Here is a 26,295-nt window from a genome sequence, read left to right on the forward strand (position 1 = left end):
GGGGGAGGAGCTAGGGAGCAGTGACGGCGAACTGCAGGTCGTCCTCGGGCGGGTCGGGTCCGAGCAGGCTCGGCGAATCGTGGACGCCCAACTGCCGTGGGTGCTCGTGTACCCGACCGGACGCCGGCAGTACCCGCAGGGGCCGGTGCTCGCATCGGTCCTCGGGTACGTCGGAATTGCGGACCAGGAAGACATGCAGTTCTGGCCGAACCTCGCGCTCGGATCCCGGGTGGGCAAGGCCGGATTGGAGAAGCAGTACGACGCGTTGCTCCGCGGCACCGACGGCAGGCAGTGCGTGTACGTCGATCCGTCCGGGCGTCCGGTCGGCACGGGGGAGCGGGTGGATCCGGTGCGGGGCCACGACCTGCGGCTGCACCTCGATCTCGGGCTGCAGCAGGCCGCGACCGACGCGCTCACCCAGGCGGTGCGGACCAGCGGCGGTGACCTCGGCGCGGCGATCGTGATGGACGCCCGCACCGGGGCTGTGCTGGCGCTGGCCAGCGTGCCGGGCTACGACAACAACGTCTACGGCCCCCCGCCCGACCTGGCAGCGCTTGCCGCACAGACCGAGGGAACAGGGCCGGGACGGATGCTCAACCACGCCGTGCAGACGGCCGTGCCGCCCGGCTCGACGTTCAAGATCGTGGTCGCCTCGGCGAACGCGGCGTCCCACGTCTTGTCGCCGGACACCGTACTCGAGGGCGGCGCGGCCTACACCTACGGAGGGCACACGTTCGCGAACTGGCAACCGATGGCCGGGAACAGTTTGCTCGGTGCGATCCAGTGGTCGGACAATGTCTATTTCTACCAGCTCGCCGACCTCCTCGGCCCCCAGCGGATCGCGACGACAGCCACTGAACTGGGAGCGGGCGCGCGATCGGGAATCGATCTGCCGAGCGAGTCCGAGGGCTTCCTCGGCACCCCGGAGAATGTCGGAAGTATCGGCGGAACATGGTATCCGGGGTCGACGCTGTTGATGGGGATCGGTCAGGGCACCGTCAACGCGACCCCGATGCAGGTGGCGCGCTGGACGTCGGGCATCGCCACCGGCGCGATGGTGACACCTCAGCTCGCGGCGTCATACGGGCCGGCGGACGCTGTGCCCATTCCCACCGCGGAGCCTCGTCGGCTGTCCTTCGCGGACGAACTCGGTCCCGTGCGGGCGGGGATGCGGGCATCCGCCGCGGCCGGTACCGCCGGCCAGCTCGCAAGCCTGCCGGTGTCGGCCGTCCCCAAGACCGGTACGGCGGAGGATCCGTCGGCACCCGGGAAGGGCCTCAATGCCTGGTTCTCCGCGGTGGTACCCGCCGAGGCGCCCGAGGTCGTGGTGACTGCGTTGGTGCGGGGCGGCGGATTCGGTTCGGCCACATCCGGTCCGGTGGTCAAGAGTCTCCTCGAGCGCTACCTCGCGCAAACCCGGGCGCCGGCCCCGAACCGCTGAGGAGCCGAATCCGTGAATGATCAGGAGCTGTAGGCAGCGACCACCTCAGGGTGGTCCATGCACGCGGTCGCGCCTTCTGCGACGCAGGTGAGCGGGCGCTCGGCAGTCTTCACCGGGAGTCCGAAGGCTTCTTCGAGCAGCTGCGGCAGACCACGCAGCATCGACCCACCGCCGATCGCCAGTATGCCTTCGGCCATCACATCGGTGATCGCCCGCGGAGGAAGGTCGTCCAGGCACGCGGCCAGTGTCTGCACGATGCCGGTTGTGGCGGGCCGCACGGCATACATGATCTCCTCGGTTTCGAGTGTGACCAGTCGCGCCCGGCCGGTCGCGGCGTCGCGGCCCTCCACCACCAGTGACTGTTCGTCGGCAGTCGCGGTCGCGCCCACCTTTGCTCGCTCGGCGGTGAGCTCGCCGACAATGATCTTGTGTTCCGCACGCAGGTACCGGTGTATTGCCCTGGTCAGATCGTCCCCGGCAATTCGACAACTGCGGTGAGAAAGGACACCGCCGAAACAGATGGCGGTGACTTCCGAAGTGCCACCACCGATGTCGACGACGAGATGGGTGCGGGGTTCGAGCGGGTTGATCCCGCAGCCGAGGGCACCCGCGACCGGTTCCGGTATCAAGCCCACTTTCCGGAGGCCGGCCTCATGTCCGACCTCGAGCAGTGCGCGACGCTCGAGTGGGCTGGCGCCTGCGGGAACCGCGATGACGCCCGTCGGCCGTAGACCGTACCGCCGGCTCGGGGTGGCCTGCCTGATGACGGCCGTGACGAATGCCCGGGCCGATTCGAGGTCCACGATCACCCCATCACGTATCGGACGAACCGGCGTGATCCCGGCCGGAGTGCGGTCGACGAGGTCACTCGCATCCAGGCCGATCGCGAGCGCTCGGTGTGGATCCTTGGTTCGAACCATCATCAGCGATGGCTCGTTCAGGACTATGCCGTCTTCGGGGGTACCGACGACAGTGTTGGCAGTTCCGAGATCGATACCAAATCCACGCACGTCGGCCTCCGAGAGGATCCAGCGAGATTGTTCAGATGGTGTACAGCAGCGGCATTGGGAAGATGTCGCGTACCACCTCAGGTTACCGCTGTCGAATTCCGTTCAGCGCGTAGTTCGTCGGAATAACTGTCACGCCGTTTCTCCGACGGTCCACGGCCGAGCACTCGTCGTTGACGGCCGGATCACACGGGATCGAGTTGCAACACAACCTCGACGCGTCCGCGCTCGTCGCGCTTCGCGATGGCGTGGCCGCTCCGCTTCTCCTCGAGTTGGATGCTCATCGGTGCGCCCTCGCCGAGAAAGTTGCGCCACCATGACTTCTCATCGGGCATCCCGACACCGACCGTCACGGTATCGCCCGAGAGTCGGTAGCCGACCGGCAGCGTAATCGTCTTGCCGGATTTGCGGCCCGTGTACGTGATCGGTGCGATGTAGTTGCGGATACGGCTGCCAACGACAGGTAGTCCGGCGGCTGCCATGACGAAGGAGTTGAAGGGACCCGCAAAGCGCATGATCGAACCAATGAGTGTCATTTCTGCCTCCCGCAGCCAAGGTACTGGAAGGTGTACACCTCTGTCGGGGTAATGCGGTTGCGGATCTGTGTGGATTCGTCCCCGCCGAGCGAGGCCGACTCCACACGTTTCTACCGCGGTGTCGAAATCCCTGATGTTCAAGCCTCTTCGGAGGATGCGCTCGGAGGAGCGGGGATCACGGCGGTCGTCAGGTCGACGCGGGTGCGGTCGTCGCCGGCGTCGGTTTGGTAGGGCGCGAGTAGCTCGGCGAGCTTCGTCTGGATCTCCGCGAGGTCGTCGGTGGTGACGTAGAGCGGCGTCGTACCGAAGCCCAAGTAGTTCCGCAGGTTTCGATCCTCACTTTCGAGGAACTTGTCGAAGCTCTCGCTGAGCGTGCTCAGGAAGGTGAGGAAGGCGCTCCGGAGTTCGGCGTCGCTCATCGCGTCGAGGTCGTCGTGCCCGACGTGGGCCATGCGCTCGCCGAGCGCGAGGGTGCGTTCGATGGTTCCACGCACTCGACGTTCGTCGACGACGGTGACGATCTCCGCGTCGATCAATGCCGCGACGTGCCGGTAGAGCGTGGCCTGAGTGACGTGGGGAAGGGCCTTTCGGAGTTCGGCGGTCGTCAATTGTCGACCGCCGAGTTGCTGCACTATTCGCAGTCGAACCGGATGCAGGACGACATCGGCAATCGGCGACGTGTTCGTCATCGGCACCCTTCCCTCATTATTATCACTCTGATAATGTTCTCAACACTGCATCGAGCTTACCGTCGACAGGAGACCTAACGCCATGGCCGAACCGACGTACGACGAAGCAACTCTCCATCTGTCCTTCTCCTGGTGGGAAACCCTCCTGGTTGGCCGATCCGCCCTGGCGGTGCCGCTGTCCTCGATCACGAGCGTTGAAGTGCTACCCGGGTGGTCCTACGAAATCCTCGGCATCAGATTCGGACTGACCGTCTCGGGCTACCTGAAGGTCGGCATCTTCCTGCACCCGCGCGGCACCAAGCGGCTGGTGGCGATGAGGCGTGGCCAACCGGTGCTGCGCGTCGGACTTCGCAGGGGCAAGACCGCTGAGAAGTTCGACGAACTCCTCATCAGCGCTCCGAACGCATACGGCGTCGCCGAGGCTCTCCGTCTGGCGGGTGTGCAATGAAACCGGCCGGACACTGGAAAAGCGGGCACTGGCGACCCATGCCCCCTCGTGCTGGGTGCGATTACGGGGGATAGTGATCAAGTGACCGATGACTGCGAGGGCACCACACCGGTACCCCTTCCGCTGCGCGCGGCACTGCGACGAATCGCTCGTTGCGCGGTACAAACAGCGGTACTTCTCGCCCATCGGCGGCTGCATCAACCACCACGGCACGTCGGGCGCAGGATGACGTTCGCCGACGGCAGCACGGGCGTGGTGTATCGGGAAACTGTTGTAGACCTCGAGTCCGCCGCCGACCCCGCCGTTCTCGTGGTCACGTTTACGCTGCGTGGTATCCACGGCAGGTTGGGGCATGCACTTTTTCGGGCAGAGAGTCTGCTCAACACCCCACTGTTCGCGGGATTCCCGGGATTCATCTCGAAGCTGTGGCTGGCGGCGGACGAACAGGGACGCTACCGGGGGTTCTATCAGTGGGACGGCGCCCAAGCCGCTGACGACTACGTTCGTGCACTGTGGTGGCCGCTCGCGCTGGTGAGCCACCGAAAGTCCATCCGATATCGGGTGCTGCCCGGTCGGCGCCGCGACGACGTCCTGCGTGCCGCCGAATCGGACGAGACCACCCGGGTACCCGAGGCGGCGTGGTGGCGGCCGGTGCGGACAGCGGCAGATGCGCACCGACAATCCGGGCGGTGAGCGCTGCGACGTACTCGTCGCCGGCGCCGGTCCGACAGGGCTCGCCGTCGCCCTCGCCGCGCACGATCACGGTGCTTCCGTCCGGGTCGTCGACTGCAGGTCGCGTTCACCTCGTCCCTCGAGAGCCTTTCTCGTACACCCTCGTACCCTCGAGGTCCTCCGGCCCTACGGGGTAACAGGCGCACTCCTCGATCTCGGTCACCTCGGCCCCCGAATGCACGTTCATCTGAACGGACAGAGCGTGTCCGCCAGGTTGGGCGATTTCCGGCTTGCCGACACTGCCTATCCCCATTTCCTTCTCGCCCGGCAGGCCGATGTGGAAGCCGTGCTGGGTCGCGCACTCGGTGACCGCGGTGTCGCGGTGGAGTGGGATACACGGGTGCAAGGCTACGAAATCGACTCCACGCGTAATTCGGTCGTGACGCACTGTGGAGCGAAGAAATTCGAGAGTCGCTACCTCGTCGGATGTGACGGTCGCTCCAGTACGGTGCGGACTGCGGCCGGGATCGACTGGCGCGGAGGAAGATATCGCTACGAAGTCCTCCTTGCCGACGTCGACGTGACCGACGATGTCCAGGTAGAGGACGCCCACGTTTTCGTCGGTCGACGGGGGCTCGTCTTCCTGCTTCCGCTCGGGGAGCGGGCGCGCTGGCGGCTCGTCGCCACAGCGCCACCGCTCCGTTCGCGCGCATTGGCCGGCGACATGCTCCCGCAGACGATGCTCGACGATGCAGGAGCCTCGTGTCGCGTCGTCGATGTTGCATGGTCCGAACGGGTCTCGGTCGAACATCGCCTCGCGGCCCGGTTCCGAAATGGACCGGTATTTCTCGCGGGCGATGCCGCCCACGCGTACTCACCGGCCGGTGGGCAAGGGATGAATGCGGGCCTTCAAGATGCCGCCAACCTCGGCTGGAAGCTCGCTTTCGCAACTCGCGGGAGCCTTTCCGATGACAGCCCTCTGCTGCGGTCGTACGAGCAGGAACGGCGGTCGGTTGCCCGGCGCGTGTTGGCCCTGACGCGTCTGCTGCACTGGGTGGAAGCAGGACGAGACCCGCTGTCGTTTTTCGCTCGGGGCGCTGTCTCGTCGATGGGAGCGTCTCTGCTTCCGCTGGCGCTGCGGCAACGGCGGCTCGAAGCGCGGGCGGTTCGACTGCTGTCTCAACTGCGCTGGAACTACCGACGCAGCATTTTGTCGATCGACGGTGGGGCGGATGCTCCCGGGGTTGCATCGGCAGGTGAGCGGTTGCCCGATGAGCACATCCGGGTCGAAGGGGGCCGTTGCCGTTTGCACGAACTGACGGCGGTACCGGCAGTGCACGTGTTGCTCTGCCGGGACGCGCATTGGCCGACGACACCGCCCGTCGATGACGAACTGGTCAAGGTCCACCGAATACTCGGTTGGTCGGGGACCGGCGTTGTGATTGTCCGCCCCGACGGCTATGTGGGGTTCCGGGGCGCGGACAGCCACCGGGCCGGGGCTTGGCTCCGGATGGTCGGTGTGGGCAGCGCGTCCAGCTCGGAGTGACGGTGCGCCGGTCTATTGCAAGATGCATCGACGATGACCGACTCGGACGCAACTGATCTCCGATCCGGCCGTGCAGCGCGCGAAATCGGTTTATCGTGCGATACGAGGGTCGAACTTGCCCGGGATCTAGGGAGCCGCAGATGGCCGAACGCAAACCGTGGGCACGACGGTGACGACATGACCGGTGCCTTTCCGACGGATCTGCTCGATGTTCACCTGCCGGCCTACGACGTTGTCCTCACCGAACATCTGACGGTGGAGGCCGATGTGGCCACCGTTTTCCGGGCCGCACAAAACCTCGACTTCCTCACCGTACGCACTCCGTTGCTGGCCACTGCCTTCTTCATACGTGGGCTGCCGGCGCGCCTGTCCGGAAAACCGTCTCCCGAACTGCCCGCACTCCGATTGTTCGCCGATCCGTCGTCGGCGGGTCTGCCGGGATGGCTGGTTCTCGGTCAGGTTGCCGACCGAGAGATCGCCTTCGGGGCTGTGGGCAAATTCTGGCAGGCCGATATCGAATGGCGCGATGTACCTCTCGAGCGTTTCGCCGGCTTCGACGAACCGGGCTGGGGAAAGATCGGATGTCACTTCCTTGTTCGAGCCAACGGAGAAGGTCGCAGCGTGGTCAGTTACGAATGCCGCACCGCTACCACCGATCCGGGATCGCGGAAGAAGATGATGCGCTACTGGTGGATCATTCGGCCGTTCGTCGGCCACATCATGCGCGCCACGTTGCGCACCATCGCCGCCGACGCGCACTGAAGCGCGATGGCCGTCTCTCGATGATTTCGAGGGTGACCGCGGCTTATGGCCTCTACGAGGTAGGTTCGCCGACGCTCCGCTGATATGTCAGATCCCACGCCCGCGCTCCGCGGGCGACTTGGTGCCATCCATCGCTTTCGATGCGCTGTTGCAACTCGGTTAGGCTTTCACCCAGACCCGGAGCCCATTTTTCTTGCGGCAGTTCCGGTCCCCACAGGCGGGGAACGGGGAACGTTGGACCGCAGTAACGCGGTTTGCCGTCGACGATGCCCACGAACCGCATGTAGGCATTGCCCGACTGTGAGGACAACGTCGCGAGAAGCGCGGCCCACCAGTGCCGGGCGCCGACCTCCTCCAACTCCACTCGCAAGGTTTCGATGTCTTCGGGCATGCGGCTGTCCTTCTCCCTCCGGTTCACTTCGAGTCCCATGTCAGCAGAAGTGCGCGTCGGTGATCTCGGCGCGGAAGAATTCACCGCCCGAGCCGTCGCCGGTGTCCCATTCCGCCCGGATTCGGGAAGCGATGGTGATGCCGCCGAACGTGCGCTCGGCGTCGACGGTCACCGTGAACGGATAGCGGGCGAATGCACCTCCTCCGGGATTGCCCCACCGTTGCATCCACAGCCGGCGTAGCGCTCCGTTCTCGGCGATGTCCAGGTGCACGGTGTCCTCGCGGCCGCCCACCGTCCAGGTGGCCGAGGCAACGTTCTCGTCGCCGGTCCACCGTGCGAGAGGGAAGGCGGTGGGTACGAAGGTGCTCTCCCCGGCCAGCCGTCCGGCCGCACTGTCGCTGACATCACGACCGTGAGCAGACATCACCGGCACGATTCCGCCGACACGCCAGCGCATTTCGCCGCTTCCGGCGGTGAATCGGTCGTAACCCGACACCGGCACGGGTCCGATCTTTGCTGTCGCGGCCCAGATGAATCCGGTTGCCGGGACCAGAAGTTGGACGGCAGTAAACGGCCGCCACGATCCGAGCCGGATCTGCCCGGACATGTCGAGTCGTACCGATCGCGCCAGCGGGGTGTTTATTGCAACAGCATGAGTGATCCAGCGGCGCGCCGCGTGGGGGAGATTTTCGGTGAGGGCCGGGACGAACCGTTGTCCGCTGCCCTGCACCTCGGCCAGCGCATGCCAGTGCTCAGCGATGTGGCGAGCGGAGCGGGGAACAGACAGTGAAGAGGGCATTCGACGTGTACTCCCGTCGTTCTCGTCGTTTCCTGCAGCACCCCCGGATCCGGCACCTACGGCACCGGGTGCATCACTGGACTCCCCACCGATCCGTACCGGGTGGAGCTTTCACCCGTCGGTGTTCGCCACTTCCCGAAGGTTACGCCCGCGACGGCAGAAGACGAGGACGGAATGACAAGACCGAGCGCAACGAGTCCTGTCCGGCATGCGTAGTTCTCAGATTCGCCGGCAGTGGCGCATCGTGCTGTGCCACGCTCGGACGATGCATCCGGAGCGAGAGCAGCTGCTGTTCACGGTGCGCAACCTGGCACGGGTCCACCGCGAACACGAGAAGTTCTATTCCGAATCTCCGTTCCACGACGTGATCCGGTGGCAACGCAGCTCGCGTGCCTTGAAGGCACTCGCCGAACGCTGGTCGGTGGCCACACCGTCCGGCGAAACGTCGTTCAGTCCTTTCGCCGGCGCTCCCGACCTGAACGACGATCGCGCTACCGAGACGCTCGGGATCCTGTTCATGGAGGGTGGCGGCGAGCCCGGGGAGATCGCGAATCTGAAACGTGATCTCGGTGTGCTCGCTGAGGCGAACCGGACAACCGGGCAGTGGCTGGCGGCGGCGATGTCGGCGGCATGGGACATGTTGGAGGGGTTGCTGGGCTACGGGGAACTCGCGGATCTGCTCGCCGAGCGGCACCGGATCGTGAGCAACGACTGGCAGTGCGCGTCGATGACGGAACTCGTCGCCCGCAATCTCGACCGCGCGGCTGCGATCCTCGGGCGGGTCGATTTCACCCCGGCTGCCTTGCGGGCGGATCTCATCGCGAACCGTCTCGCCCCGCGGTATCTGTTCTCGGCCGCGGAAATGCTCGATCACGCCGCGGATCTGATGGCCTCCAGCGCGGTTCTCACGCACGAGAACGAGCGGCGGTGGCGGATCTTCTACGAGCGTGTCGACCAGATCCTCGCGGCCACCGAAAAGTAGAGCGGGAACGAACCGTAGGACTCGCAAGTGGAGACGAAACCGATTCACCCGCAGTCGCAGTCGCGGTGATCGCTCAACGGTCCGAGTGGCGGACCTCCTCGTTGGGGTCGGTGCTTCCGACGCTGTCGGGGTGCATCCGTTCGGAGGGCGTAGAGGCGGTGTGGCGACGCCACAGCGGTTGCGCGGCAGCGAGTTCGGCTGCGGTGGCGGTGCGGAACGGCGCGGCAGCGACCTGCGGGGCGTGGCGTGCTTGGCCACGGGTGGCACGAAGACTCGCGACGATGGAGACGCCGATGATGGTGGTGACCACGGCCAGCGAGATGGCGGTGGGGATGTAGAGCACATCGATCTTCAGGGCCATCTTGATTCCGACCCAGACCAGCACCAGGGCCAAACCCACTTTGAGGTAGACGAACCGGTGGATCAGGTCGGCGAGAAGGAAGTACATCGCCCGCAGGCCCAGGATGGCGAATGCGTTGGCGGTGAACACCAGGAACGGAATGTCGGTGACGGCGAAGATCGCGGGGATCGAGTCGACGGCGAAGACGATGTCGGTGACTTCGACCAGGACCAGCACCGCGAGCAGCGTGGTGGCCAAGACTGTCCCCGAGACGCGGACGATGAACTTCTGGCCGTAGAACGCCTCGGTCATCGGCACGTAGCGGCGGAACAGCCGCAGGGTGCGTGAGCGCTGCGGATCGAGGTGCTCGTTGCGTTGCCGCAGCATCCGGTAACCGGTGACGATCAAGAATGCGGCGAACAGGTACAGCACGGCGCTGAAGCCGGCGATCAACATCGACCCGGCCGCGATGAATATTCCGCGGAAGACCAGGGCTCCGAGCACGCCGAGGAACAACACCCGATGCTGCAGCTCTCGGGGAACGGCGAAGTACGTGAACAGGATCGCCCAGACGAAAACGTTGTCCACGGCGAGAGATTTCTCGATCAGGTACCCGGCGAAGTACTGCTGGCCGAATTCGGCGCCGGCCATCACCCAGATCAGGACGCCGAACCCGATGCCGAACCCGACCCAGACGCCGGACCAGATCGCTGCCTCTCGCACGCCGATCACGTGAGCACGGCGATGGGCGAACAAATCGACCGCGAGCATGAGCACGATGAACCCGAGCACCGCAGCCCAGGCCCAGAATGGAACATTCATGAAACACACCTCCGGTTCATTCGAGCAACCGGAGGTCTTTCCCGCCCGCAGAATGCGGGCCCGCCCGCCGGGTCCGGATGGCCGGACCGTAATGACGACGAAACGGTCGGGGGATACTCCCCTCCAATGCAGTAATTGGAGCTCATCTTGTCCCTTGGGTCAAGGGTCGGGCCCACTTCGACGACCTGCCGCTCGCGAGCCGCGCGCACGAGTGCGTTGCAGCGATCGAGGCGAGATCCGGCTCGGCGGTCGGCGTGCCGATCTGAGCGAGGAGGTCGACTCGGTCGGTTCAGTGCCGGGCGTCGGTGAATGCACTGCGGATGCCCAGTCCTGCCAGAACACCGAGACCGGCTCCGAAAGCTGCGCCCAGAGCGATGCCAGGGGCACCCGCGATAGCGATGCCGAGGACCATCCCGATGCCCGCGCCGTAGGCGATGCCGATGCCGACAGCGTTGTCGAGAACATTGTGCTGCGTGGTCATATATCGGACGATACGACAGGATCGGCTGTGGCCGTGCGGTATTCGTAGCTGAGCACGTCGTTGCCGGGTCCGATAGGAACATCTTCATGGTCCCTGTCGCAGGCCGCGCCTACGCGGCCAGTCGTTATCCGACAGGACTTGCTTTGTTCCTTGACGCATACCCATATAGGAATATGATGGTTGTCATGGCACGTGCAGCGACGACATCGGACGTTTTCAACGCGATCGCCGAACCACAGCGCCGGGAGATCCTGGTGCTGCTGCGAGCGGGTGAGCGTCCGGTGACCGAGCTGGCCCGGGAGCTGGGAATGACCCAGCCGGGGGCGTCCAAACACCTCCGAGTGCTCCGGGAGGTCGGACTGGTGCGAGACCGCAAGGAAGGCAAGCAGCGCCTGTACGGCATCGACGCCCGCGGGCTACGACCGGTCCACGAGTGGACCGGTGGGTTCGAGCGGTTCTGGAACGAAAGCTTCGACCGGTTGGACGCGTACGTGCAGGATCTCGAGCAGACAAGACAGGAGGAGTAGCTATGAGTGCAACGGGACGAGGAGCGCCGGCGCAGGCTGCGACGGCCGACCGCGAGGTCGCGATCTCCCGGGTCATCGACGCCCACGGGAGCTGGTGTTCGAGGCGTTCACCGAGGTGCGGCACCTGTCGCGGTGGTGGGGTCCGGAGGGGTTCACCACAACCACGCGGGCGTTCGAGTTCCGCGTCGGCGGAGTTTGGGACTTCGTGATGCACGGACCCGACGGGACGGACTACCAGGAGTGGATCTCCTGGACCGAAATCGCCCCGCCGGAGCGGATCGCGCTGCTCCACGGCGAATTTCGCGGCGACCCGAACGCTTTCGAGACAGTCCTGACATTCGAGCCCGACGGTGTGGCGACCCGAATCGAAATGCGCACGGTGTTCCCCACCAGAAAGCTGCGTGACGAAGCGGTCGAGCAGTACCACGCCATCGAGGGCGGCCGGCAGACGCTGAACAACCTGGCTGCCTACGTCACCGAGATCGTCCGGAAGGGAGCGCAGGACTGATGGCCGGGAAGGTGTTCTTCAGTGTGTCGATGTCGCTGGACGGCTACATCGCCCCCGAGTCCGTGCCCGTCGAGGACTTCTTCGCACCCGACAAGCAGGACGACCCGGGCGTGCAGCGCTGGAAGGCGCAGTGGATGGAACTGCAGCAGTGGATCTTCCCGCAGCGGTTCTTTCAGGAGAACCTGAAGCTCGGTGAGGGTGGTGAGGAGGGGCGCGACAACGACATCGCGCGGGAGACATTCGAACGCACCGGCGCGAGCGTGATGGGCAAGCGCATGTTCGAGGCCGGCGAGCAGGCGTGGCCGGACGATGCGCCGTTCCACACACCGGTATTCGTCGTGACGCATGAGAAGCGTGACCCGTGGGAGCGGCCCGGCGGCACGACCTTCCACTTCGTCAACGACGGCATCGAGGCCGCGCTCGATCAGGCCTGCGAGGCCGCCGGCGACCGGGACGTCCGCATCGCGGGCGGCGGCGCGACGATCCTGCAGTACGTGAACGCCGGCCTGATAGACGAGTTTTCGATCGCGCTCTCGCCCGTGCTGTTCGGCTCCGGGCTCGGCCTGTTCGAGGGCGTGGACGCGGGCCGCGTGGCCTTGGAACCGGTCCGCGCCGAGTCTTCGCCGAGGGTGACGCACCTGACCTACGCCGTGCGCCCGCGATAGCCGTGCCACCGCTTCACCCGGCGACTCGATCGCCCTGAGTAACGCTACCGGGCGAGACAGCTCGGGCCTCCTTGCTTCAGTTCAGGCGGAGATCGATGATCTTCTGTCTCAGTGAGTTTCGCTCGAGCTCGGCGTGATGCCCGTCCGGACCTGAAACGATGACGCTCACCCAGGTCGAGTGGGCGGCAAGCGGGACGCACACCACCGTCGTGATGAGGTCGCGGGCCCTGGCTCGCCCGATGATCTGGAAGTCACCGTCCTCACCTGCGTCGAAGATGTCGTATGGAAACGCACGGTCCTGCCTCATCAGCGCGTCGATGAATTTGAGGGCATTTCGATGCGGGGCGTTCAGTGTGAAGGTTCCCCAGTGCGCATGCATGATTCACTCCTCGCTCGGACCGAGGTCGAGAAAGTTGCCCTCTGACTTCGGCCGGTAGAATTCCGGTGGTAATCACCGATTCGATACAAGTGTGGTGCGACGAGAGGGCCGGCGCGCGAGTAGTGAAGTACTCGTATTCGGATACCCGAACGGCTGATTCCGTGCTCGCACGAGTAGTTCGCGCAACCGATCAGCGCGCGTGCTGCATCCGGAACATCCGCTTCGCGATCTTCATGTCGCGTTCGGGGCTGTCGACCGCGAACAGGTTCAGCGGAGGTCGGAACCTCTGGATGGTGATCGCGTGCGGCCGGCTGACTTCCCGCAGGCCGTCGCTCTTGCTGCGGGCGAAGACCGACGCGCCGAGACCGTAGTGCGTGTTGTTGGTGCGCTCGACCGCTTCGTCGACGTCACGGACCTGATCGACCACGACGGTCGGACCGAATGTCTCCTCCTGGACCGCGGAGGAGGTATCCGGCACGTCGCTGAGGACCACGGGATCGATGTACCGCTCGTGCACAGAATCGACGCCGCCGACAACGGCGGTCGCACCCTTCTCCAGTGCATCGCGTCCTTGCCACCGCACTCGGCGACCATCGGGGTCAGGCTCTCGGCGCAGACCGCCATCACCTTGCGGGCGGTGGCACCGGAACCGGTGAAGGCGATCTTGTCGACGCCGGAGCGGGCGAGTGCCGTGCCGGTCTCGCCGAACCCGGTGATCACCTGCAGCACCGGTTGAGTCGGAGCTACCGAGTTCCACTTGTCCTCGAGCCACTTACCGACACCCTGGGTCAGCTCGGACGGCTTGAACACCACCGTATTTCCACTGCCAGAGCGTACGAAATCGATCCCATCGGGGTGAAGGCAGGAAAGTTCCACGGTCCGATGACACCGACCACGCCGAGCGGCAGATACTCGAGGATCGCTTTCTGGTTCATCGATGGCATGCCCGCAGGTACGCGGCGCGGACGGAGCACCTTGTGAGCGTTCCGGGCTGCCCAGTCGAGGTGCCCGACCAGCAGCATGATTTCGACAAATGCGTCGTCGTGTGGTTTTCCGGTCTTGGCCGAGATCGTCGAGGCCAGTGAATCTGCTTCGGCGACAATCGCTTTCTTGAACTCCAGCAGGAGACTGCGACGCTAACGAAAATCCAGATCCGACCACCATCGCGCGGCCGTGCGGGCACGGTCGACTGCGGCAGCGACCTCGTCCGCGTCGGTGATGGGGTATCGGCCGAGCACCGATCCGTCACGCGGGTCGAGGCTGGCGAATGTGCGGTCGGGATCGGTGGCCGGTGTGCCGGAAGACGCCGGTGTAGCAACGTCGTGAGTCATGATCGACGCGCCCTTCGTCGAGATCACGTCCGACCTGGCGGCGTGGTCAGGTGGATGGGTTCTCGCATCTGCGGCTCGAGGTCCGGCGCGGCGGAATGTTCACCGATCCTATGCGCGGGAGACACCCGAGACGCTTAACTTCTCGGACGGTCGTCCTGATGGGAAGGAAATCGATGAAGTTCAGGCGGTATGCGGGTGTGTTGGCTGTCGCGATGATGGCGGTGTCGGCGCCGGTCGCCTATGCAAACCCAGCCCCGTTTGCCCTGCCGGACTTGATCGGGCCGTACCTGTCCGACATCCCGGCGCGGGGCAATTACATCGGAGTGCTCGACGCGTTCACCGAGATCCGCGGTGCTCGGCCCGACCTGGTGCAACGCAACCTCGATCTGGCGGTGGAGATAAACAACGCTGCCTCGGCTGTCGAGCAGCAGCGGGCATTGTTCGACAGCGACCACGACCGCCTGGTGTCGCTGTCCGACGGTCTCGGTCGAGGCCTGGGGGATGTATTCCGGGTCGCGCTCGACGAGGGACGGCTACCGAAGGTCGAGGTGCTGCTCGGAAGCGACCTGGCGCGGGCCGGTGGCATCGTCAACTCCACGCTCGTGGAGAAGCAGCACTGGAGCAATCCGAGACCGTTCGAGGTCGCTCCCGAGCGCATCCACTACTCCTTCGGCGACGGCATCAGTGGTGCGGCCGACCCGTATGCCGAGGTCTTCGGCACCAGCTCGTATCCGTCCGGTCATACGGCGCAGGCGTACTGGAAGGGAATCCTGTTGGCCGACATGCTGCCCGAGTTGGCGCCGCAGATCCTTACCCGGGCATCGGAGGTGGGCCACAGCCGGATCGTGCTGGGGCTGCACTATCCACTCGATGTCATGGGCGCGCGCATCATGGGCCAGGCTGCAGCCGCGGACCGACTGAACGATCCGGCGTTCGCGGGGCTGATCGACGAAGCGGAAGTCGAGCTACGGTCGGAACTCGAGCGTGCCGTCGGCGCCCCGATCGATGAGTACGTCGCATCCGATGTTCCGTATCGGCGCCTCGACGTGGCTCGCGCCGAGTACCGGGAGCGGATGACCTACGGGTTCGACCCGATCGCCCCGACGATCGTGAACGATATTCCTGCCGACGCCACAGTCCTTTTACGAAGCGTCGCGCCCCACCTGACCGATGATGAGCGCCTGAACATACTGCGACGCACAGCAATTCCTGCAGGTTACCCCCTCGAACGGACCGGCGGTGACGGCGGGTGGCTTCGGATCGACCTTGCTGCCGCCTACGCGGTGTTGTAGACCTACGCGAAGCCGTTCGTGCATGCACTCCCGTCGCGACCGCGACAATCTGCAAGACCGGGAGGGAGCGCGGGCGTACCGTCGATGTCATGACCGAGGACAACCAGGTTGCGCCGTGGGATGCCATCTATCGAGGCGATGCGGAGGGCTTTTCGGGGGCCGTGCCGTGGAACATCGGTGAGCCACAGCCCGAGATCGCCAGGTTGATCGCGGAAGGCAAGTTCCGCAGCGACGTGTTGGACGCGGGCTGCGGACATGCCGAGACTTCCCTTCACTTGGCGGCGCAGGGTTACACGGTGGTCGGTCTCGACCTGTCGCCCACGGCCATCGCGGCGGCGCAGGCCGCCGCAGCCGATCGGGGCCTGACGACGGCCACTTTTCAGGTGGCGGACATCAGTTCTTTCACGGGTTTCGACGGTCGGTTCGCCACCATCGTCGACAGCACCCTTTTCCATTCACTTCCCGTGGACAGCCGGCGCGACTACCTGCGCTCCATCGCTCAGGCGGCCGCGCCCGGGGCGTCCTACTACATCCTGGTGTTCGCGAAGGGTGCCTTCCCCGAAGGGCAAGGACCGAACCCGGTGACCGACGACGAGCTACGCGAGGCTGTAGCCGAGTACTGGATCATCGACGACATCTGCCCCGCCTTCATCCACGCGCTGCTCGGTCCGGAGGATGCCGCGAACTGGCAGCGTGACGACAAGGGCCGGTCCATGTTGCCTGCGTGGCTCTTGTCGGCTCACCGTGACTGAGCCGGGCACGGAGTCATCCCGGGGACTTGCGGCGGCCACGTCCGAGAAATGTCCGAGGAGACTATTTCCACGCTGCGACAAGTGAATGAGGAAGTGCCGCAAATACATTGCCGGTGGGAGTCAGTCCTGCATCGACGAGTAGTGCGTTGAGCTGATCCAGATGTCGACGAGCGCCATGATCGTCGCGAGCTTGTAAGTGGTTTCACGACGACCTGTCTCGAGTTGTTGGACGACGCGGCCGGCTACGTCGAGCGGATCAAGCGGTGCTGGAGTCACGAGCCGCGTCGGTCGAGGTCGCGAAGCGAACGACCGTCCGCGCGCCGCCAATCACGCCATCCGTGCCGGTACGGACTCACATTCTCGACGAGAGGCGAGGACGGATCGTCGTACTTCTTTCCTCGTAGCCGACCCGACCATCTGCTACGACGACGGCGACATGCGTGGTGCCGGTACTTACGTCGTGATACGAAAGCTCTTCTCCGACTTGAAGAAATCCGTCCTTCACGAGTGAATGCAGTTGCTCCGGGTTCTCTACGGCAGACGGTGCGGGTTTGTCGGACAGCGACGCAGGCGCGGCCTCGGCCGGCGCCACCGGCATCGGAACCTCCGCGGGCTGTGCTTGGGAGTTGCCGAGCAACTGGCCGACGCCGCGGCCCATGAAACCCAGTCCGGAGCCGAGCCCCGCCCGACTGCACCGGCAGCCGTGCTACCGGCGGAGATTGCGAGGCTGCCGACTTCTGCGATGGCATCTGCAACGGATGGTCGTTCGGCATCGGTCCATTCGGCGATCTGCCGTCCACGTGCTTCGGCGAAGCGGTCCAGATCCTCCCGAAGCTGAACTATGTCGTGAGACAGATTGTGGGTAGCTCCCCAGCGGAACCCGTCGAGTCGGCCCATGCGCGCGTAGTCGGCCAGATGTTCGCTCGCGTGATGGAGCAGCATGCCGTCCTGTTCGGCATTGTCCGCGAGTAGTGTGCGGGCATCGTCGAGCACCATTTGAAGGTGGTCGGGTTCGGTCGACCGAACCCGTTCGATGCGGAGGCGCGGCCACAGGTAGAGGGATTGCTCGCTGATCACCAGCAGGTGGAGGCGCTCGCCCAGACGGTTGTCTTCGACGGCGCGCCGAAGGTAGTCAGCGCGCTCATGGACGGCACGCGTCGGATCGAAGCCCGCAAGCGTGCGTTTGATGTGCTCGCGTAGGCGCTCGACGGTGACGACCAAGTCCGGCGGCCGCTGCTGCAGCGCCGTGAGCCACGACCGTGGAAGAAACGTCGGCTGTCCGGTCCGGTGATGAGGTAGCGGCCGAGCACCGGTCCGTCACGCGGATCCATCCTGGTTCGGAACTGCGGTCAGGGCGTCACGATCGCGAAGTCGGGGTCGGGTGAATCGAGGTAACCCACCAACTCCGCAAGCGTGGAGGCGTCTCCCTCGATCCGCATCCGGCCCTCGGACACCAGCTGTCCGAGGTCGGCGCCTTCGAGCAGCACCGCAATCAGATCGGGGCGGGTCATGTGAAAGACGGCATCGGCGCGGGACGAGTCACCATCGACGTCGTAGTGCACGAGCACCCCATTGCGTAGTTCGGTGCGGTGCACCAGTGCCTCATCGGTGAAGTACCAGTCCAGTACAAGATGCGCGGACCACGCGCGCGGACCGTCGATGCGTAGCGCCAGCGCATCGAAGATCTGCTCCACCGTGAGCGCAGCGTTGATATCCGCGGCCGCGGCGACGGCCGGTGTCCCGACCGAACCGTGCCGCAACTCGTAGGCACCCGTGAGGTAGAAGTTCCGCCACGTACCGTTCTCGGCCCCGAAGCCAAGCTGCTCGAACGTGTCGGCCTGCAATGCACGTGCTTCGGCGTTGTCCGGATCTGCGAACAGGACGTAGTCGAGCACCTGGGCTACCCAACGGAAGTCGGCGTCGGCGAAGGACTCTCGAGCCTTGTCGATCACTGCGGTCGCGCCACCCATGAATTCGACATGCCGTCTTGCGGATTCGATCGGAGGATGCTGCCAGAGGCGGGCCGGATTACCATCGAACCATCCCATGTACCGCTGGTAGATCGCTTTGACGTTGTGGCTGACCGAACCGTAGTAGCCGCTGGTATGCCATGCCCGGGCGATTTTCGGAGGTAGCTCGAACCCTTCGGCGATCTCGATACCGGTATACCCCTGGTTCATCCGCCTCAGTGTCTGATCGTGCAGGTATGCATACTGATCACGTTGCAGCGACAGGAATTCGGTGAGTCGCTCGGTGCCCCAGGTCGGCCAATGATGCGAGGCGAACAGCACGTCGGAGCGCTCGGCGTACAGGTTGATGGATTCGGTGAGGTAGGAGGCCCACACGTGTGGGTCGCGAACCAGCGCACCGCGCAACGTCAGCAGATTGTGCAGGGTATGGCTGGTGTTCTCGGCCATGCACAGCGCGCGCAGGTCGGGGAAGTAGAAATTCATCTCCGAGGGCGCTTCGGTTCCGGGAGTGAGCTGAAACTCGATACGGATTCCGTCGATGGTCTCGGTGCGTCCGGTGGAGTCGATCGACACGGTGGGCGGGATGAGAGTCGGAGTGCCCGTCGACGTCGTCTGTCCGAGTCCCGCTCCGACTGCGCCCTGGGGTCCGCGGGGGAGTGCAGCTCCGTACATGTAGCCGGCTCGCCGCGCCATCGCGGTTCCCGCATAAACATTCTCGGCGATTGCATGTTCGACGAATCCCGCCGGTGCCACCACAACACAGCGGCCGGTCTCGACATCCTCGACCGTGGTGATGCCTTTGACCCCGCCGAAGTGGTCGAGGTGCGAATGGCTGTAGATGACTCCGGTGACCGGGCGGTCGCCTCGATGTTCGCGATACAGGGCGAGGGCTGCCGCCGCGGTTTCGGCGGAGATCAGCGGGTCGACGACCACGACGCCCTTGTCGCCTTCGACGAGTGTCATGTTGGAGAGGTCCAGACCGCGGACCTGATAGATCCGATCGGTCACCTCGAACAGTCCCTGTTGGGCGCACAGCTGCGACTGTCGCCAGAGGCTCGGATGGACGGTGGGAGGACATGGTTGATTCAGGAATGCGTAAGAGTCGTTGTCCCACACCGTCGACCCGGTCTCGGCGATGACCACACCGGGTTCGAGTGCGGCGACGAAACCCCGTCGTGCGTCGGCGAAGTCCTGGTCGTCGGTGAACGGGAGGTCGGATGTTGCGCTTTGGTTCGCGGCTGCCACGGGCGGAGTTGCCGCTGCATCGGTAGACACCGATTTGCCCTTCTGGACGTCGAGTGTAAGAGGCGACATGATCTGCCGCCGACTGCGCCGGATGGTGAGGCGCTCCCTCTCGCTGCGGCCGGCTCGAGCCACGGGGAAAGCGTAGCCCCTGAGCGGAGGCTCGACTACTTCTCATACAGCTGTGTTCGAGCTGCCGCACCGAGGACGTCCCTTCGATCGTGCCGGCAGTGACGGTGGTGGTGTCGGATCGACCCTGCTACTTCCGCGCCTCGACAAGTGAATGAGGCAGCGACACAAACACATTGCCGGTGGGCGTCAGACCGGCATTGTGGAGTAGCGCGTTGAGTTGGTCGAGGGTCCGTTGCCGGCCTCCGTCGGTTTGGGTGAGCATTTGCAGATCGACGACCGGCGCCAGGAAGTGCGGGGCATTGGGGTGCTGGACAATTTCGACCAGGACGAGGTGACTGCCGGTCGGCATGGCCGCTGCGACGTGCTCGAGGATGGCGACGGAGACCGGTTGCGGTGCCACGAACAGCCGTATCGAGACAGCGCACAGCCCTCAGGCAACCGGCACGGTCACAAGTGTCTTCATGGCCGCAACCCGGCCGACGGCCGACGGCATATACCGACGCTCAGTGCCGCCCGTGCATCTCGTCAGGCTTGTCGAGGACGGCAAGGATCGTTGCCGTAATTCGCTTGGACGCGTCCCGAGGGTCGAGACGTGCGGTCGATACTTCGACGGCCGCACCGTGCAGGATCTGATGGATCACGGTCACGAGCCACGACGTGGGCATGTCGGTCCTGAACACGCCTTCGCGTCGCCCGCGCTCGATGAGTGCCTCGACGCGCGCGGCGGGGCCTGCGTGAAGTTCCTGCATCCGCGCGGGCGGTAGCTCGTCCTCGGCCGCGGCGATGATCGAGCGCGCCTGGTTGGTGAGCATCCAGCTGCTGTCGATCAGGCGAACGAGTGCGTCACGGGGATTGCCGGTGAGGTCGACAGCAGCCAGGGCGTGCTCGTTCTTCGCGAGGACCTGCGCGACCACGGCCTCCAGCAGTTCGGCCCGTGAGGCGAAGTGTCCGTAGAGGGTGACGCGGCCGAGGCCGGCCTGCTTCGCGATGTCGGCCATCGAAGCGGTGGGCTTGTCGGCGAGGCAGATGATTGCGGCGTCGAGGATGCGCTCGACGTTGCGCACAGCATCGGCACGTTTGGTGGTGCGTGGTGTCGGTGCAGGCACGATTTCCTCTTCCCATACACGTATGTTCGAGTTACGGTAGCAGCGTCCCAACTTGAACAATGCTGTTCGACTTAGTGGCGACCGCAATCGAGGTTCGATCGACATGGCCACGTACACGTTCGATGTCTTCAGCAGCCTCGACGGCTACGGTGCCGCCGTGGACTGGCCGGGATACTGGGGCAAAGAGGGGCCCGAGTTGCTGGCTCAGCGTGCGCAGACGTTTGCGGAAGACCAAATTCTCGTACTCGGCGCGACGACGTACCAGGTATTCGCCCGAATCCTGCAGGAAGAGCAGGACCCCACCTTCGACCGCCTCCGCGAGATGCCGAAGGTCGTTCTCTCGACCACGCTCGAGCCGCCTCTGAGCTGGGAGAACTCGACCCTTGTCAGGGAGGACGCGCTCACTGCGATCCCACGATTGAAGGCCGAGTCCGATGTGCCGCTGCGGTCGCACGGCAGCCTGTCGATGAACCGGGCGCTCATGGCCGCCGGTCTCGTCGACCGGCTCGAAGTCATGCTGTTCCCGGTGATCACCGGCGTTACCGGCCGCGACCCGATCTTTGTCGGCGCCCTCGACTTCGATCTCGAACTGGTCGAGACGCGCACATTCGATGGTCGCGTCCAGCAGCTGATCTACGTGCCGACCCTTCACGAAGCATCCACGTAGGCAGCGTCCCCGAATTTCGACGGAGCGGAGAATTCGTGATGCTCGAGAAGGCACCACTTCCACCGGCAGAGCACCTGCCCGAACCGCCGGTTCAGGAGTCGTCCCCGCCGCGGCCGGTGAGTTGGCTCCTGAGGAGATGGCCGACGCTCGTCGCTGTCGCTCTCGTCGGACCCGACCTGATCGGGGGAGGGGAGAACGCAGGTGGCGGGTTTGCCACGTTCGGGCAGACGCTGCCGATGCTTGCACTCATCTATCTGCTGATGGCGAAGATCGGCAAGCGTTGGGCCACATGGCCGATCGTGCTGGCAGTGGCGGGAACGGTCGCAGTCACCCTGGCGCTGGACGTGGTGACGCCGTCGGCGGTGCTCATCGGAGCGTCGCTGTTGCTGTTGGTGTGGGTGACGATCACCGGCGAACTCCATGCGTCGAGCACTCTTCGGCTGCAAGCACTCGGTGTCGTCCTCTTCTGCGGTCTGGCGATCACCGGTCTCGTGATGGACCCGGAGATCGGTACCTACGTGATCGCCGCTGGATGGTTCCTGCACGGCATCTGGGACTTCGTGCACCTGTGGCGAGACCGGGTCGTGTCGCGGACCTTCGCGGAGTGGTGCGGTGTGTTCGATGTCCTGATTGCAGTGCAACTGCTGCTTCTGTAGGTCGCTGAACCACGATGAAGAGCGGTTGCGCGCTGAATCGAGCTTTACCGCCGACATGGCGTGGGTAAAGATCCGTTCATCGCGCAACATCCTCGGGGAAGGGTTGTCGAGGCCGCGGCAAGGATGGTGTGCCTGCACGGCACCGATCCGGCGTCCGTGTACCTGTCGGCCTGGTCGCGGATCGACGACTTCGCCGTATCCGATCTCGACCGCGCGCTCTACCTCGACCGGTCGCTGGTGAAGCACCTCGCGATGCGGCGAACCGTCTTCGTCTTCCCGCGACACGTACTGCCGTTCGCGCAGGCAGGCGCGAGCAATCGGGTCGCGGCTGCACAACGTCGAAGCGTGGCAAAGGACGTCGAACGCGCCGGCCTGCACTCCGACGGCGAACAGTGGCTGGCCGAGGCGAGCAGGCTGGTGCTCGATGCCTTGGCCGACGGTCGGGAAGCCACGTCGAGCGAGCTGCGTGCGGAGATTCCTTTCATCGACGGCGCCATCGAGTACGGCACCGGAAAGTCGTGGGGCGGCAAGGTCCCCTTCGCGCCTCGCGTGCTGACGGTGCTGTCGGCCTCCGGACGGGTGGTGCGTGCGTCCAACTTGGGTCCGTGGCGCATTTCGCGGCCGCGGTGGGCTACAACGCACTCGTGGCTGGGGCACGACCTCGAACCGCACAGCGAAGAGGCCGGTCTGCGCACGCTCGTCGAAATGTATTTGCGGGCTTTCGGTCCCGCCACCGAGACCGACATCAAATGGTGGCTCGGTTCGACGTTGAAGGCGGTACGCGCGGCGCTCGTCGAATTGGGTGCGGTGGCAGTGGATCTCGACGACCGCACCGGCTACCTGCTGCCCGACGATGCGGACGAGTCGCCGCCCGTCGAACCGTGGGGTGCACTGCTGCCCGCGCTCGATCCCACCACGATGGGCTGGTTCGAACGCGACTGGTACCTCGGGCCGTACAGAAAGCAGTTGTTCGACTCGAACGGCAACGCCGGTCCCACCGCGTGGTGGGACGGGCGCATCGTCGGCACCTGGTGGCAGGACGACGACGGCGCCGTCTCCTTGCACGTTCTCGAGGACATCGGCGCGGACGGGCTGGCGTTTCTCGAACGGGAGGCCGCTCGGTTGAACGAATGGCTCGGGGGAGTGCGGGTCATGCCGAGGTTTCCTTCTCCGCTGGCGAAGGCACTGTCGCAGGCCCGGTGAGCCGGTGTTGAGCCTGACACTGTGTCAGGCGGTTCCATGGGGGTCGAAGGAGGCTTCGACCATGACCCAGCCCGACAACCACAGCGTCCGTTCCCGCCTGATCCGCGCTCTCGAACACGACGATCCGTCGACGCGACTGCGTGCCGCCCTCGCCGCGGGCACGGACCCCGATCCGGAACTGGCGGAGTTCCTCGCCGGTCGTTTCTCCGTCGAACCGGACTTCTTCGTGCGGGACATGCTGACCTGGGCGCTGACCCGACTCCCGACGTCGGTCACGGTCCCACTCGTGCTCGCGGAACTGAACCGTGACACCAGCCGTGCGCGGAGCCAGGCTCTGCACGTGCTGTCGAAGCTTCGGGACGCAGCGGCGTGGCCGTCGGTGCGCGAACTGATCCACGACTCCGACGCCGACGTCGTACGCGCTGCCTGGCGTGCTGCCGTCGTGCTGGTTCCGCCCGGCGACGAGGACGAACTCGCCGTCGCACTGGTCTCGGAGCTCGGTCGCGGAGACCGGGAGATGCAGCTCAGCCTCAGCCGGGCGTTGATCGCGCTCGAGGAGAGCGTTCTTCCCGCGCTGGCCGGTGTCGCGTCGACGGACGAAGTCGTCCGTGAGCACGCCCGCGCTACCGAGGCCCTCTATCGTGACCCGGACAGCGCCTTTTCGCTGTCGTGGGAAGCGGCGAAGCGTGTTGCCGCGACCGGCGGCGGGTGACGGGAGGAACAGGTAGTGCTGATCAGCGAAGTCGCTCGACGCTCCGGCGTCAGTGTGCGCATGCTGCGTCACTACGACGCACTCGGACTGGTGAGTCCGGATACTCGGACGTCGAGCAGCTACCGTGACTACTCCGAAGCCGACGTCCGCAGGCTCTTCCACGTGGAGAGCCTGCGGGCGTTCGGGCTGTCGCTCGCTGAGGTGAAGAAGGCGCTCGACGACCCCACCTTCTCGCCGCCCACCTTGATGGACCGGCTGGTGAGCAAGACGCGCGAGCGTATCGCCGCGGACAACGAGCTTCTGGCCAACCTGACGCGGCTGCAGTCGGCGGCGCCGGCAGATTGGGACGATGCGCTCCGCATCATCGCGTTGCTGCGGGCCATCGAGTCGGATTCTGGGTACCACCGGCAGCGAGCGGCGCTGTCGCGAGACGACAAGGTGGCGCTTCCCGCGGAGACTTTGGCCGAAAAGTTGCTGGCAGAAGACGAGCTGAACGTCGCGGGTGCGCTTCGGTGGGCGCTGGCGCAGTCCGGCGGGGGAATACCGACGCTTTCTCGCGGGCTGGAGTCGTCCGACCCTCTCGTCCGCCGGCGAGCAGTAGTCGCTCTAGCGGAACTCGACGACCCCGCGGCCACGTCGTTGCTTCTGCAGGTGCTCGATGATCCGGACGTCGATGTGCGTGATCGAGCGGCGCTGGCCGTTGCCGCGCGTGGCCGCTGTGAGCCGATCGCCGCCCTGGCACAGATGGTGGCCGAGGGACGACGCGACGTGGAGGCCTCCGAGCGGCTCGGCGAGCTCGCCGACGTCGGCATGCCGGCCGAGGAGATAGTGACCGCGCTCCGGCAGGCCGTCGACGACGTGAGCACCGATGCGACGCGCGGTCGCGAGGCCCGACTGCGAATGGCCCAGGCGCTCGCGGAGATCGACGGAGACAGTGCGCGTACCGCACTCGCCGCTCTCGCCGGCGATGACGACCGCACGGTCGCGGCGACCGCCGCGGTAGTGCTACATCAGCGATAGTTCGGATTGTTGAATTCCGGAATCTCGATGCTGATGGGACGCAGCTCGGACATGTAGAGCAGCACGAACTGGCGGAGAAGCTCGTCGAAGGTCCAATACGCGTCCGGCGCCATCGGTAAGGGCAGCAGCCCCTCGCGGACCGCGATGAACGGCCCCCACGCCACGTCGAGCAGCGTGCCCCACACCGGCTCGCGTGGGATGTGGAGCCAGTCGGCGACAGTGTCGCCGAGCATGAATCGTGTCAGGGCCCCGAGGATCGGCCGGCTCAGTAGCGTGAGATCGAGGCCGGCGCCGAGGTCGAGAAGGGTGTCGGCGAGTTTGATGCCTTCGGGGGTGGGAGCGAGTATCGGGTCCAGCACGTCGACGGCCTGCGAATCGGCCTGCTCCCAGGTCGCGGGAATGTATTGGTCCTCGATGCCGAGCAGGTGGCCGCTGAGCTGCCAGGAGTGGAGGAACCCCGCGGATTCGCCGGCCGGGATGGGCACTTTCCATTCCCTCAGCGTGCGCATGACGGTGGTGGGCAAGCTGTGCCACGTCACCATCATGTCGTGCTGGCTGATCGGAATGTCCTCGGGTGCGGCGTTCGCCCAGTGCGGTGACTGCGGCAGCAGATGACGGACGGCGGCATGCACGAGCCGGGTCTTGACGCTGGTCACGATCATCTCGCCGTCGGGCCGGAACGCATTGCGAGACCCGACGTCGTAGCCGAGCTTGGCGGTCTTGGAGATGCGGCGCTTCATGTTCGCGCCGCCCTTCGAATAGTAAACTGCGAGAGCCTCTTTAGGAATGACGGTGCTCATCATGCCGCTGGCGAATCCGTACAGCACGCCGAGGTAGAGGCCGCGCTTCTCGTTGAACTCCACGGCGGAATCGAGCTTGCCCCAGTCGGTCCACGGCGGTAGTTGCCGGGCGTGTTCCATGAAATCCCGCAGGTCGGCCGGGAGTCCGGCCGGTAGCGGTTGGCCGTTCTTGGTCCAGGTGCGCAAGAGGTCGTTGACTCGGGGAACCTCACCCCGATCGAGGAGTGAGGCCACCAGCGGATCGGCCTCCGCATCCCACACCTGCCGCGGGTCGGCGCCGCTTCCGGTGCCCAGCACGGAGCCCGCGGGCGACCACTTCCACGGTCGTGCCTGGGCCGGTGCGGCCACCGCGAGTGCGCCGAGCGCACCCAACGCTCCACCGGCCTTCAGAATGTTGCGCCTACTGAGCTCGGCCAT

30 protein-coding genes and 1 pseudogene are annotated in these 26,295 nt (G+C 65.3%); 16 read left to right on the forward strand and 15 right to left on the reverse strand.

Going from position 1 to position 26,295, the window contains the following annotated elements; translation table 11 throughout:
- Positions 1-1,441 (forward strand): peptidoglycan D,D-transpeptidase FtsI family protein (locus tag Q8814_RS02005; protein ID WP_330150321.1); only part of this gene is annotated, 1,441 nt, incomplete at its 5' end.
- A 20-nt stretch (positions 1,442-1,461) separates the two neighbouring features.
- Here Q8814_RS02005 and mreB read toward each other — a convergent pair.
- From mreB to Q8814_RS02020, 3 genes are all read right to left on the reverse strand, one after another.
- On the reverse strand, positions 1,462-2,451 hold the full coding sequence (gene mreB, locus Q8814_RS02010) for a rod shape-determining protein (protein ID WP_330150322.1): 990 nt from the start codon (positions 2,449-2,451) through the stop codon (positions 1,462-1,464).
- Positions 2,452-2,633: 182 nt separating this feature from the next.
- The gene (locus Q8814_RS02015) at positions 2,634-2,984 is read right to left on the reverse strand and encodes a hypothetical protein (protein WP_330150323.1); all 351 of its coding nucleotides are present in this window, start codon (positions 2,982-2,984) and stop codon (positions 2,634-2,636) included.
- Positions 2,985-3,121: 137 nt separating this feature from the next.
- Positions 3,122-3,673: a helix-turn-helix domain-containing protein gene (locus tag Q8814_RS02020; protein WP_330150324.1), complete on the reverse strand. Its 552-nt coding sequence runs from the start codon at positions 3,671-3,673 to the stop codon at positions 3,122-3,124.
- Between the two features lie 82 nt (positions 3,674-3,755).
- Between Q8814_RS02020 and Q8814_RS02025 the strand changes: the two genes are divergently transcribed.
- The 4 genes from Q8814_RS02025 (at position 3,756) to Q8814_RS02040 (ending at position 7,101) form a co-directional block, all read left to right on the forward strand.
- Complete coding sequence (locus Q8814_RS02025; RefSeq protein WP_330150325.1) at positions 3,756-4,121, forward strand: hypothetical protein; 366 nt, start codon at positions 3,756-3,758, stop codon at positions 4,119-4,121.
- An 81-nt stretch (positions 4,122-4,202) separates the two neighbouring features.
- The gene (locus Q8814_RS02030) at positions 4,203-4,814 is read left to right on the forward strand and encodes a hypothetical protein (protein ID WP_330150326.1); all 612 of its coding nucleotides are present in this window, start codon (positions 4,203-4,205) and stop codon (positions 4,812-4,814) included.
- Positions 4,789-6,339, forward strand: a complete 1,551-nt coding sequence (locus tag Q8814_RS02035; protein ID WP_330150327.1) for an FAD-dependent monooxygenase — start codon at positions 4,789-4,791, stop codon at positions 6,337-6,339. The genes Q8814_RS02030 and Q8814_RS02035 overlap by 26 nt, the downstream gene beginning before the upstream one ends.
- 177 nt (positions 6,340-6,516) lie before the next feature.
- Positions 6,517-7,101: a hypothetical protein gene (locus Q8814_RS02040; protein WP_330150328.1), complete on the forward strand. Its 585-nt coding sequence runs from the start codon at positions 6,517-6,519 to the stop codon at positions 7,099-7,101.
- A gap of 52 nt (positions 7,102-7,153) precedes the next feature.
- Here the strand turns inward: Q8814_RS02040 and Q8814_RS02045 are convergent, their stop codons facing one another.
- Entirely contained in the window at positions 7,154-7,492 is a 339-nt protein-coding gene (locus tag Q8814_RS02045) for a hypothetical protein (RefSeq protein ID WP_330150329.1), read from the reverse strand.
- Positions 7,493-7,532: 40 nt separating this feature from the next.
- Positions 7,533-8,291, reverse strand: coding sequence for a DUF6544 family protein (locus Q8814_RS02050; protein WP_330150330.1), 759 nt, complete (start codon positions 8,289-8,291; stop codon positions 7,533-7,535).
- Between the two features lie 265 nt (positions 8,292-8,556).
- Between Q8814_RS02050 and Q8814_RS02055 the strand changes: the two genes are divergently transcribed.
- Positions 8,557-9,273, forward strand: coding sequence for a hypothetical protein (locus Q8814_RS02055; protein ID WP_330150391.1), 717 nt, complete (start codon positions 8,557-8,559; stop codon positions 9,271-9,273).
- Between the two features lie 73 nt (positions 9,274-9,346).
- Here the strand turns inward: Q8814_RS02055 and Q8814_RS02060 are convergent, their stop codons facing one another.
- Both Q8814_RS02060 and Q8814_RS02065 read right to left on the reverse strand, forming a co-directional pair.
- The gene (locus tag Q8814_RS02060; RefSeq protein WP_330150331.1) at positions 9,347-10,435 is read right to left on the reverse strand and encodes a TerC family protein; all 1,089 of its coding nucleotides are present in this window, start codon (positions 10,433-10,435) and stop codon (positions 9,347-9,349) included.
- A 289-nt stretch (positions 10,436-10,724) separates the two neighbouring features.
- A complete protein-coding gene (locus Q8814_RS02065; protein WP_330150332.1) occupies positions 10,725-10,916 on the reverse strand; it encodes a hypothetical protein in 192 nt (63 codons plus the stop codon).
- A 185-nt stretch (positions 10,917-11,101) separates the two neighbouring features.
- Here Q8814_RS02065 and Q8814_RS02070 point away from each other — a divergent pair, with 185 nt between their 5' ends.
- From Q8814_RS02070 to Q8814_RS02080, 3 genes are all read left to right on the forward strand, one after another.
- Positions 11,102-11,443, forward strand: a complete 342-nt coding sequence (locus Q8814_RS02070) for an ArsR/SmtB family transcription factor (protein WP_330150333.1) — start codon at positions 11,102-11,104, stop codon at positions 11,441-11,443.
- 94 nt (positions 11,444-11,537) lie between these two features.
- On the forward strand, positions 11,538-11,951 hold the full coding sequence (locus Q8814_RS02075) for an SRPBCC domain-containing protein (protein ID WP_330150334.1): 414 nt from the start codon (positions 11,538-11,540) through the stop codon (positions 11,949-11,951).
- Positions 11,951-12,616 carry a dihydrofolate reductase family protein gene (locus Q8814_RS02080; protein ID WP_330150335.1) on the forward strand — a complete coding sequence of 222 codons (666 nt, stop codon included), beginning with the start codon at positions 11,951-11,953 and terminating at the stop codon, positions 12,614-12,616. The genes Q8814_RS02075 and Q8814_RS02080 overlap by 1 nt, the downstream gene beginning before the upstream one ends.
- Positions 12,617-12,692: 76 nt before the next feature.
- Here the strand turns inward: Q8814_RS02080 and Q8814_RS02085 are convergent, their stop codons facing one another.
- Together Q8814_RS02085 and Q8814_RS02090 are read right to left on the reverse strand one after the other, a co-directional pair.
- The gene (locus tag Q8814_RS02085) at positions 12,693-12,995 is read right to left on the reverse strand and encodes a hypothetical protein (RefSeq protein WP_330150336.1); all 303 of its coding nucleotides are present in this window, start codon (positions 12,993-12,995) and stop codon (positions 12,693-12,695) included.
- Positions 12,996-13,185: 190 nt separating this feature from the next.
- A pseudogene (locus Q8814_RS02090) lies at positions 13,186-14,326 on the reverse strand (aldehyde dehydrogenase family protein).
- Positions 14,327-14,499: 173 nt separating this feature from the next.
- Here Q8814_RS02090 and Q8814_RS02095 point away from each other — a divergent pair.
- Together Q8814_RS02095 and Q8814_RS02100 are read left to right on the forward strand one after the other, a co-directional pair.
- Positions 14,500-15,618: an acid phosphatase gene (locus Q8814_RS02095; RefSeq protein WP_330150337.1), complete on the forward strand. Its 1,119-nt coding sequence runs from the start codon at positions 14,500-14,502 to the stop codon at positions 15,616-15,618.
- 89 nt (positions 15,619-15,707) lie between these two features.
- On the forward strand, positions 15,708-16,370 hold the full coding sequence (locus tag Q8814_RS02100) for a class I SAM-dependent methyltransferase (RefSeq protein ID WP_330150338.1): 663 nt from the start codon (positions 15,708-15,710) through the stop codon (positions 16,368-16,370).
- Between the two features lie 120 nt (positions 16,371-16,490).
- Here the strand turns inward: Q8814_RS02100 and Q8814_RS02105 are convergent, their stop codons facing one another.
- The 5 genes from Q8814_RS02105 to Q8814_RS02125 form a co-directional block, all read right to left on the reverse strand.
- A complete protein-coding gene (locus Q8814_RS02105) occupies positions 16,491-16,646 on the reverse strand; it encodes a hypothetical protein (protein ID WP_330150339.1) in 156 nt (51 codons plus the stop codon).
- 255 nt (positions 16,647-16,901) lie between these two features.
- Positions 16,902-17,591, reverse strand: coding sequence for a hypothetical protein (locus Q8814_RS02110; RefSeq protein WP_330150340.1), 690 nt, complete (start codon positions 17,589-17,591; stop codon positions 16,902-16,904).
- Positions 17,592-17,719: 128 nt separating this feature from the next.
- Positions 17,720-19,654, reverse strand: a complete 1,935-nt coding sequence (locus Q8814_RS02115) for an alkyl/aryl-sulfatase (protein WP_330150341.1) — start codon at positions 19,652-19,654, stop codon at positions 17,720-17,722.
- 187 nt (positions 19,655-19,841) lie between these two features.
- Positions 19,842-20,114 (reverse strand): methyltransferase, encoded by a 273-nt coding sequence (locus Q8814_RS02120; protein ID WP_330150342.1) that lies wholly within the window; start codon positions 20,112-20,114, stop codon positions 19,842-19,844.
- Between the two features lie 103 nt (positions 20,115-20,217).
- The gene (locus Q8814_RS02125; protein ID WP_330150343.1) at positions 20,218-20,820 is read right to left on the reverse strand and encodes a TetR/AcrR family transcriptional regulator; all 603 of its coding nucleotides are present in this window, start codon (positions 20,818-20,820) and stop codon (positions 20,218-20,220) included.
- A gap of 103 nt (positions 20,821-20,923) precedes the next feature.
- Between Q8814_RS02125 and Q8814_RS02130 the strand changes: the two genes are divergently transcribed.
- The 5 genes from Q8814_RS02130 to Q8814_RS02150 all read left to right on the forward strand — a co-directional run bounded on the left by Q8814_RS02130 (position 20,924) and on the right by Q8814_RS02150 (position 25,078).
- The gene (locus Q8814_RS02130; protein ID WP_330150344.1) at positions 20,924-21,487 is read left to right on the forward strand and encodes a dihydrofolate reductase family protein; all 564 of its coding nucleotides are present in this window, start codon (positions 20,924-20,926) and stop codon (positions 21,485-21,487) included.
- Positions 21,488-21,522: 35 nt separating this feature from the next.
- Complete coding sequence (locus Q8814_RS02135) at positions 21,523-22,143, forward strand: hypothetical protein (protein WP_330150345.1); 621 nt, start codon at positions 21,523-21,525, stop codon at positions 22,141-22,143.
- Positions 22,144-22,203: 60 nt separating this feature from the next.
- Positions 22,204-23,346, forward strand: a complete 1,143-nt coding sequence (locus Q8814_RS02140; RefSeq protein WP_330150346.1) for a winged helix DNA-binding domain-containing protein — start codon at positions 22,204-22,206, stop codon at positions 23,344-23,346.
- Between the two features lie 61 nt (positions 23,347-23,407).
- Positions 23,408-24,058: a HEAT repeat domain-containing protein gene (locus tag Q8814_RS02145; RefSeq protein WP_330150347.1), complete on the forward strand. Its 651-nt coding sequence runs from the start codon at positions 23,408-23,410 to the stop codon at positions 24,056-24,058.
- A 15-nt stretch (positions 24,059-24,073) separates the two neighbouring features.
- On the forward strand, positions 24,074-25,078 hold the full coding sequence (locus Q8814_RS02150; protein ID WP_330150348.1) for a MerR family transcriptional regulator: 1,005 nt from the start codon (positions 24,074-24,076) through the stop codon (positions 25,076-25,078).
- Here Q8814_RS02150 and Q8814_RS02155 read toward each other — a convergent pair.
- The gene (locus Q8814_RS02155; protein WP_330150349.1) at positions 25,069-26,295 is read right to left on the reverse strand and encodes an oxygenase MpaB family protein; all 1,227 of its coding nucleotides are present in this window, start codon (positions 26,293-26,295) and stop codon (positions 25,069-25,071) included. The genes Q8814_RS02150 and Q8814_RS02155 overlap by 10 nt on opposite strands.

The organism is Rhodococcus chondri (assembly GCF_036327435.1).
Classification (GTDB): Bacteria; Actinomycetota; Actinomycetes; order Mycobacteriales; family Mycobacteriaceae; genus Rhodococcus; species Rhodococcus chondri.

Bases quoted from the DNA above. Each gene is read 5' to 3' on its own strand.
- Q8814_RS02015 (WP_330150323.1), bottom strand. From the start codon at position 2,984: ATGACACTCATTGGTTCGATCATGCGCTTTGCGGGTCCCTTCAACTCC.
- Q8814_RS02020 (WP_330150324.1), bottom strand. From the start codon at position 3,673: ATGACGAACACGTCGCCGATTGCCGATGTCGTCCTGCATCCGGTTCGA.
- Q8814_RS02025 (WP_330150325.1), top strand. From the start codon at position 3,756: ATGGCCGAACCGACGTACGACGAAGCAACTCTCCATCTGTCCTTCTCC.
- Q8814_RS02035 (WP_330150327.1), top strand. From the start codon at position 4,789: ATGCGCACCGACAATCCGGGCGGTGAGCGCTGCGACGTACTCGTCGCC.
- Q8814_RS02040 (WP_330150328.1), top strand. From the start codon at position 6,517: ATGACCGGTGCCTTTCCGACGGATCTGCTCGATGTTCACCTGCCGGCC.
- Q8814_RS02045 (WP_330150329.1), bottom strand. From the start codon at position 7,492: ATGCCCGAAGACATCGAAACCTTGCGAGTGGAGTTGGAGGAGGTCGGC.
- Q8814_RS02050 (WP_330150330.1), bottom strand. From the start codon at position 8,291: ATGCCCTCTTCACTGTCTGTTCCCCGCTCCGCTCGCCACATCGCTGAG.
- Q8814_RS02055 (WP_330150391.1), top strand. From the start codon at position 8,557: ATGCATCCGGAGCGAGAGCAGCTGCTGTTCACGGTGCGCAACCTGGCA.
- Q8814_RS02060 (WP_330150331.1), bottom strand. From the start codon at position 10,435: ATGAATGTTCCATTCTGGGCCTGGGCTGCGGTGCTCGGGTTCATCGTG.
- Q8814_RS02065 (WP_330150332.1), bottom strand. From the start codon at position 10,916: ATGACCACGCAGCACAATGTTCTCGACAACGCTGTCGGCATCGGCATC.
- Q8814_RS02070 (WP_330150333.1), top strand. From the start codon at position 11,102: ATGGCACGTGCAGCGACGACATCGGACGTTTTCAACGCGATCGCCGAA.
- Q8814_RS02080 (WP_330150335.1), top strand. From the start codon at position 11,951: ATGGCCGGGAAGGTGTTCTTCAGTGTGTCGATGTCGCTGGACGGCTAC.
- Q8814_RS02085 (WP_330150336.1), bottom strand. From the start codon at position 12,995: ATGCATGCGCACTGGGGAACCTTCACACTGAACGCCCCGCATCGAAAT.
- Q8814_RS02095 (WP_330150337.1), top strand. From the start codon at position 14,500: ATGAAGTTCAGGCGGTATGCGGGTGTGTTGGCTGTCGCGATGATGGCG.
- Q8814_RS02100 (WP_330150338.1), top strand. From the start codon at position 15,708: ATGACCGAGGACAACCAGGTTGCGCCGTGGGATGCCATCTATCGAGGC.
- Q8814_RS02115 (WP_330150341.1), bottom strand. From the start codon at position 19,654: ATGTCGCCTCTTACACTCGACGTCCAGAAGGGCAAATCGGTGTCTACC.
- Q8814_RS02130 (WP_330150344.1), top strand. From the start codon at position 20,924: ATGGCCACGTACACGTTCGATGTCTTCAGCAGCCTCGACGGCTACGGT.
- Q8814_RS02145 (WP_330150347.1), top strand. From the start codon at position 23,408: ATGACCCAGCCCGACAACCACAGCGTCCGTTCCCGCCTGATCCGCGCT.
- Q8814_RS02155 (WP_330150349.1), bottom strand. From the start codon at position 26,295: ATGGCCGAGCTCAGTAGGCGCAACATTCTGAAGGCCGGTGGAGCGTTG.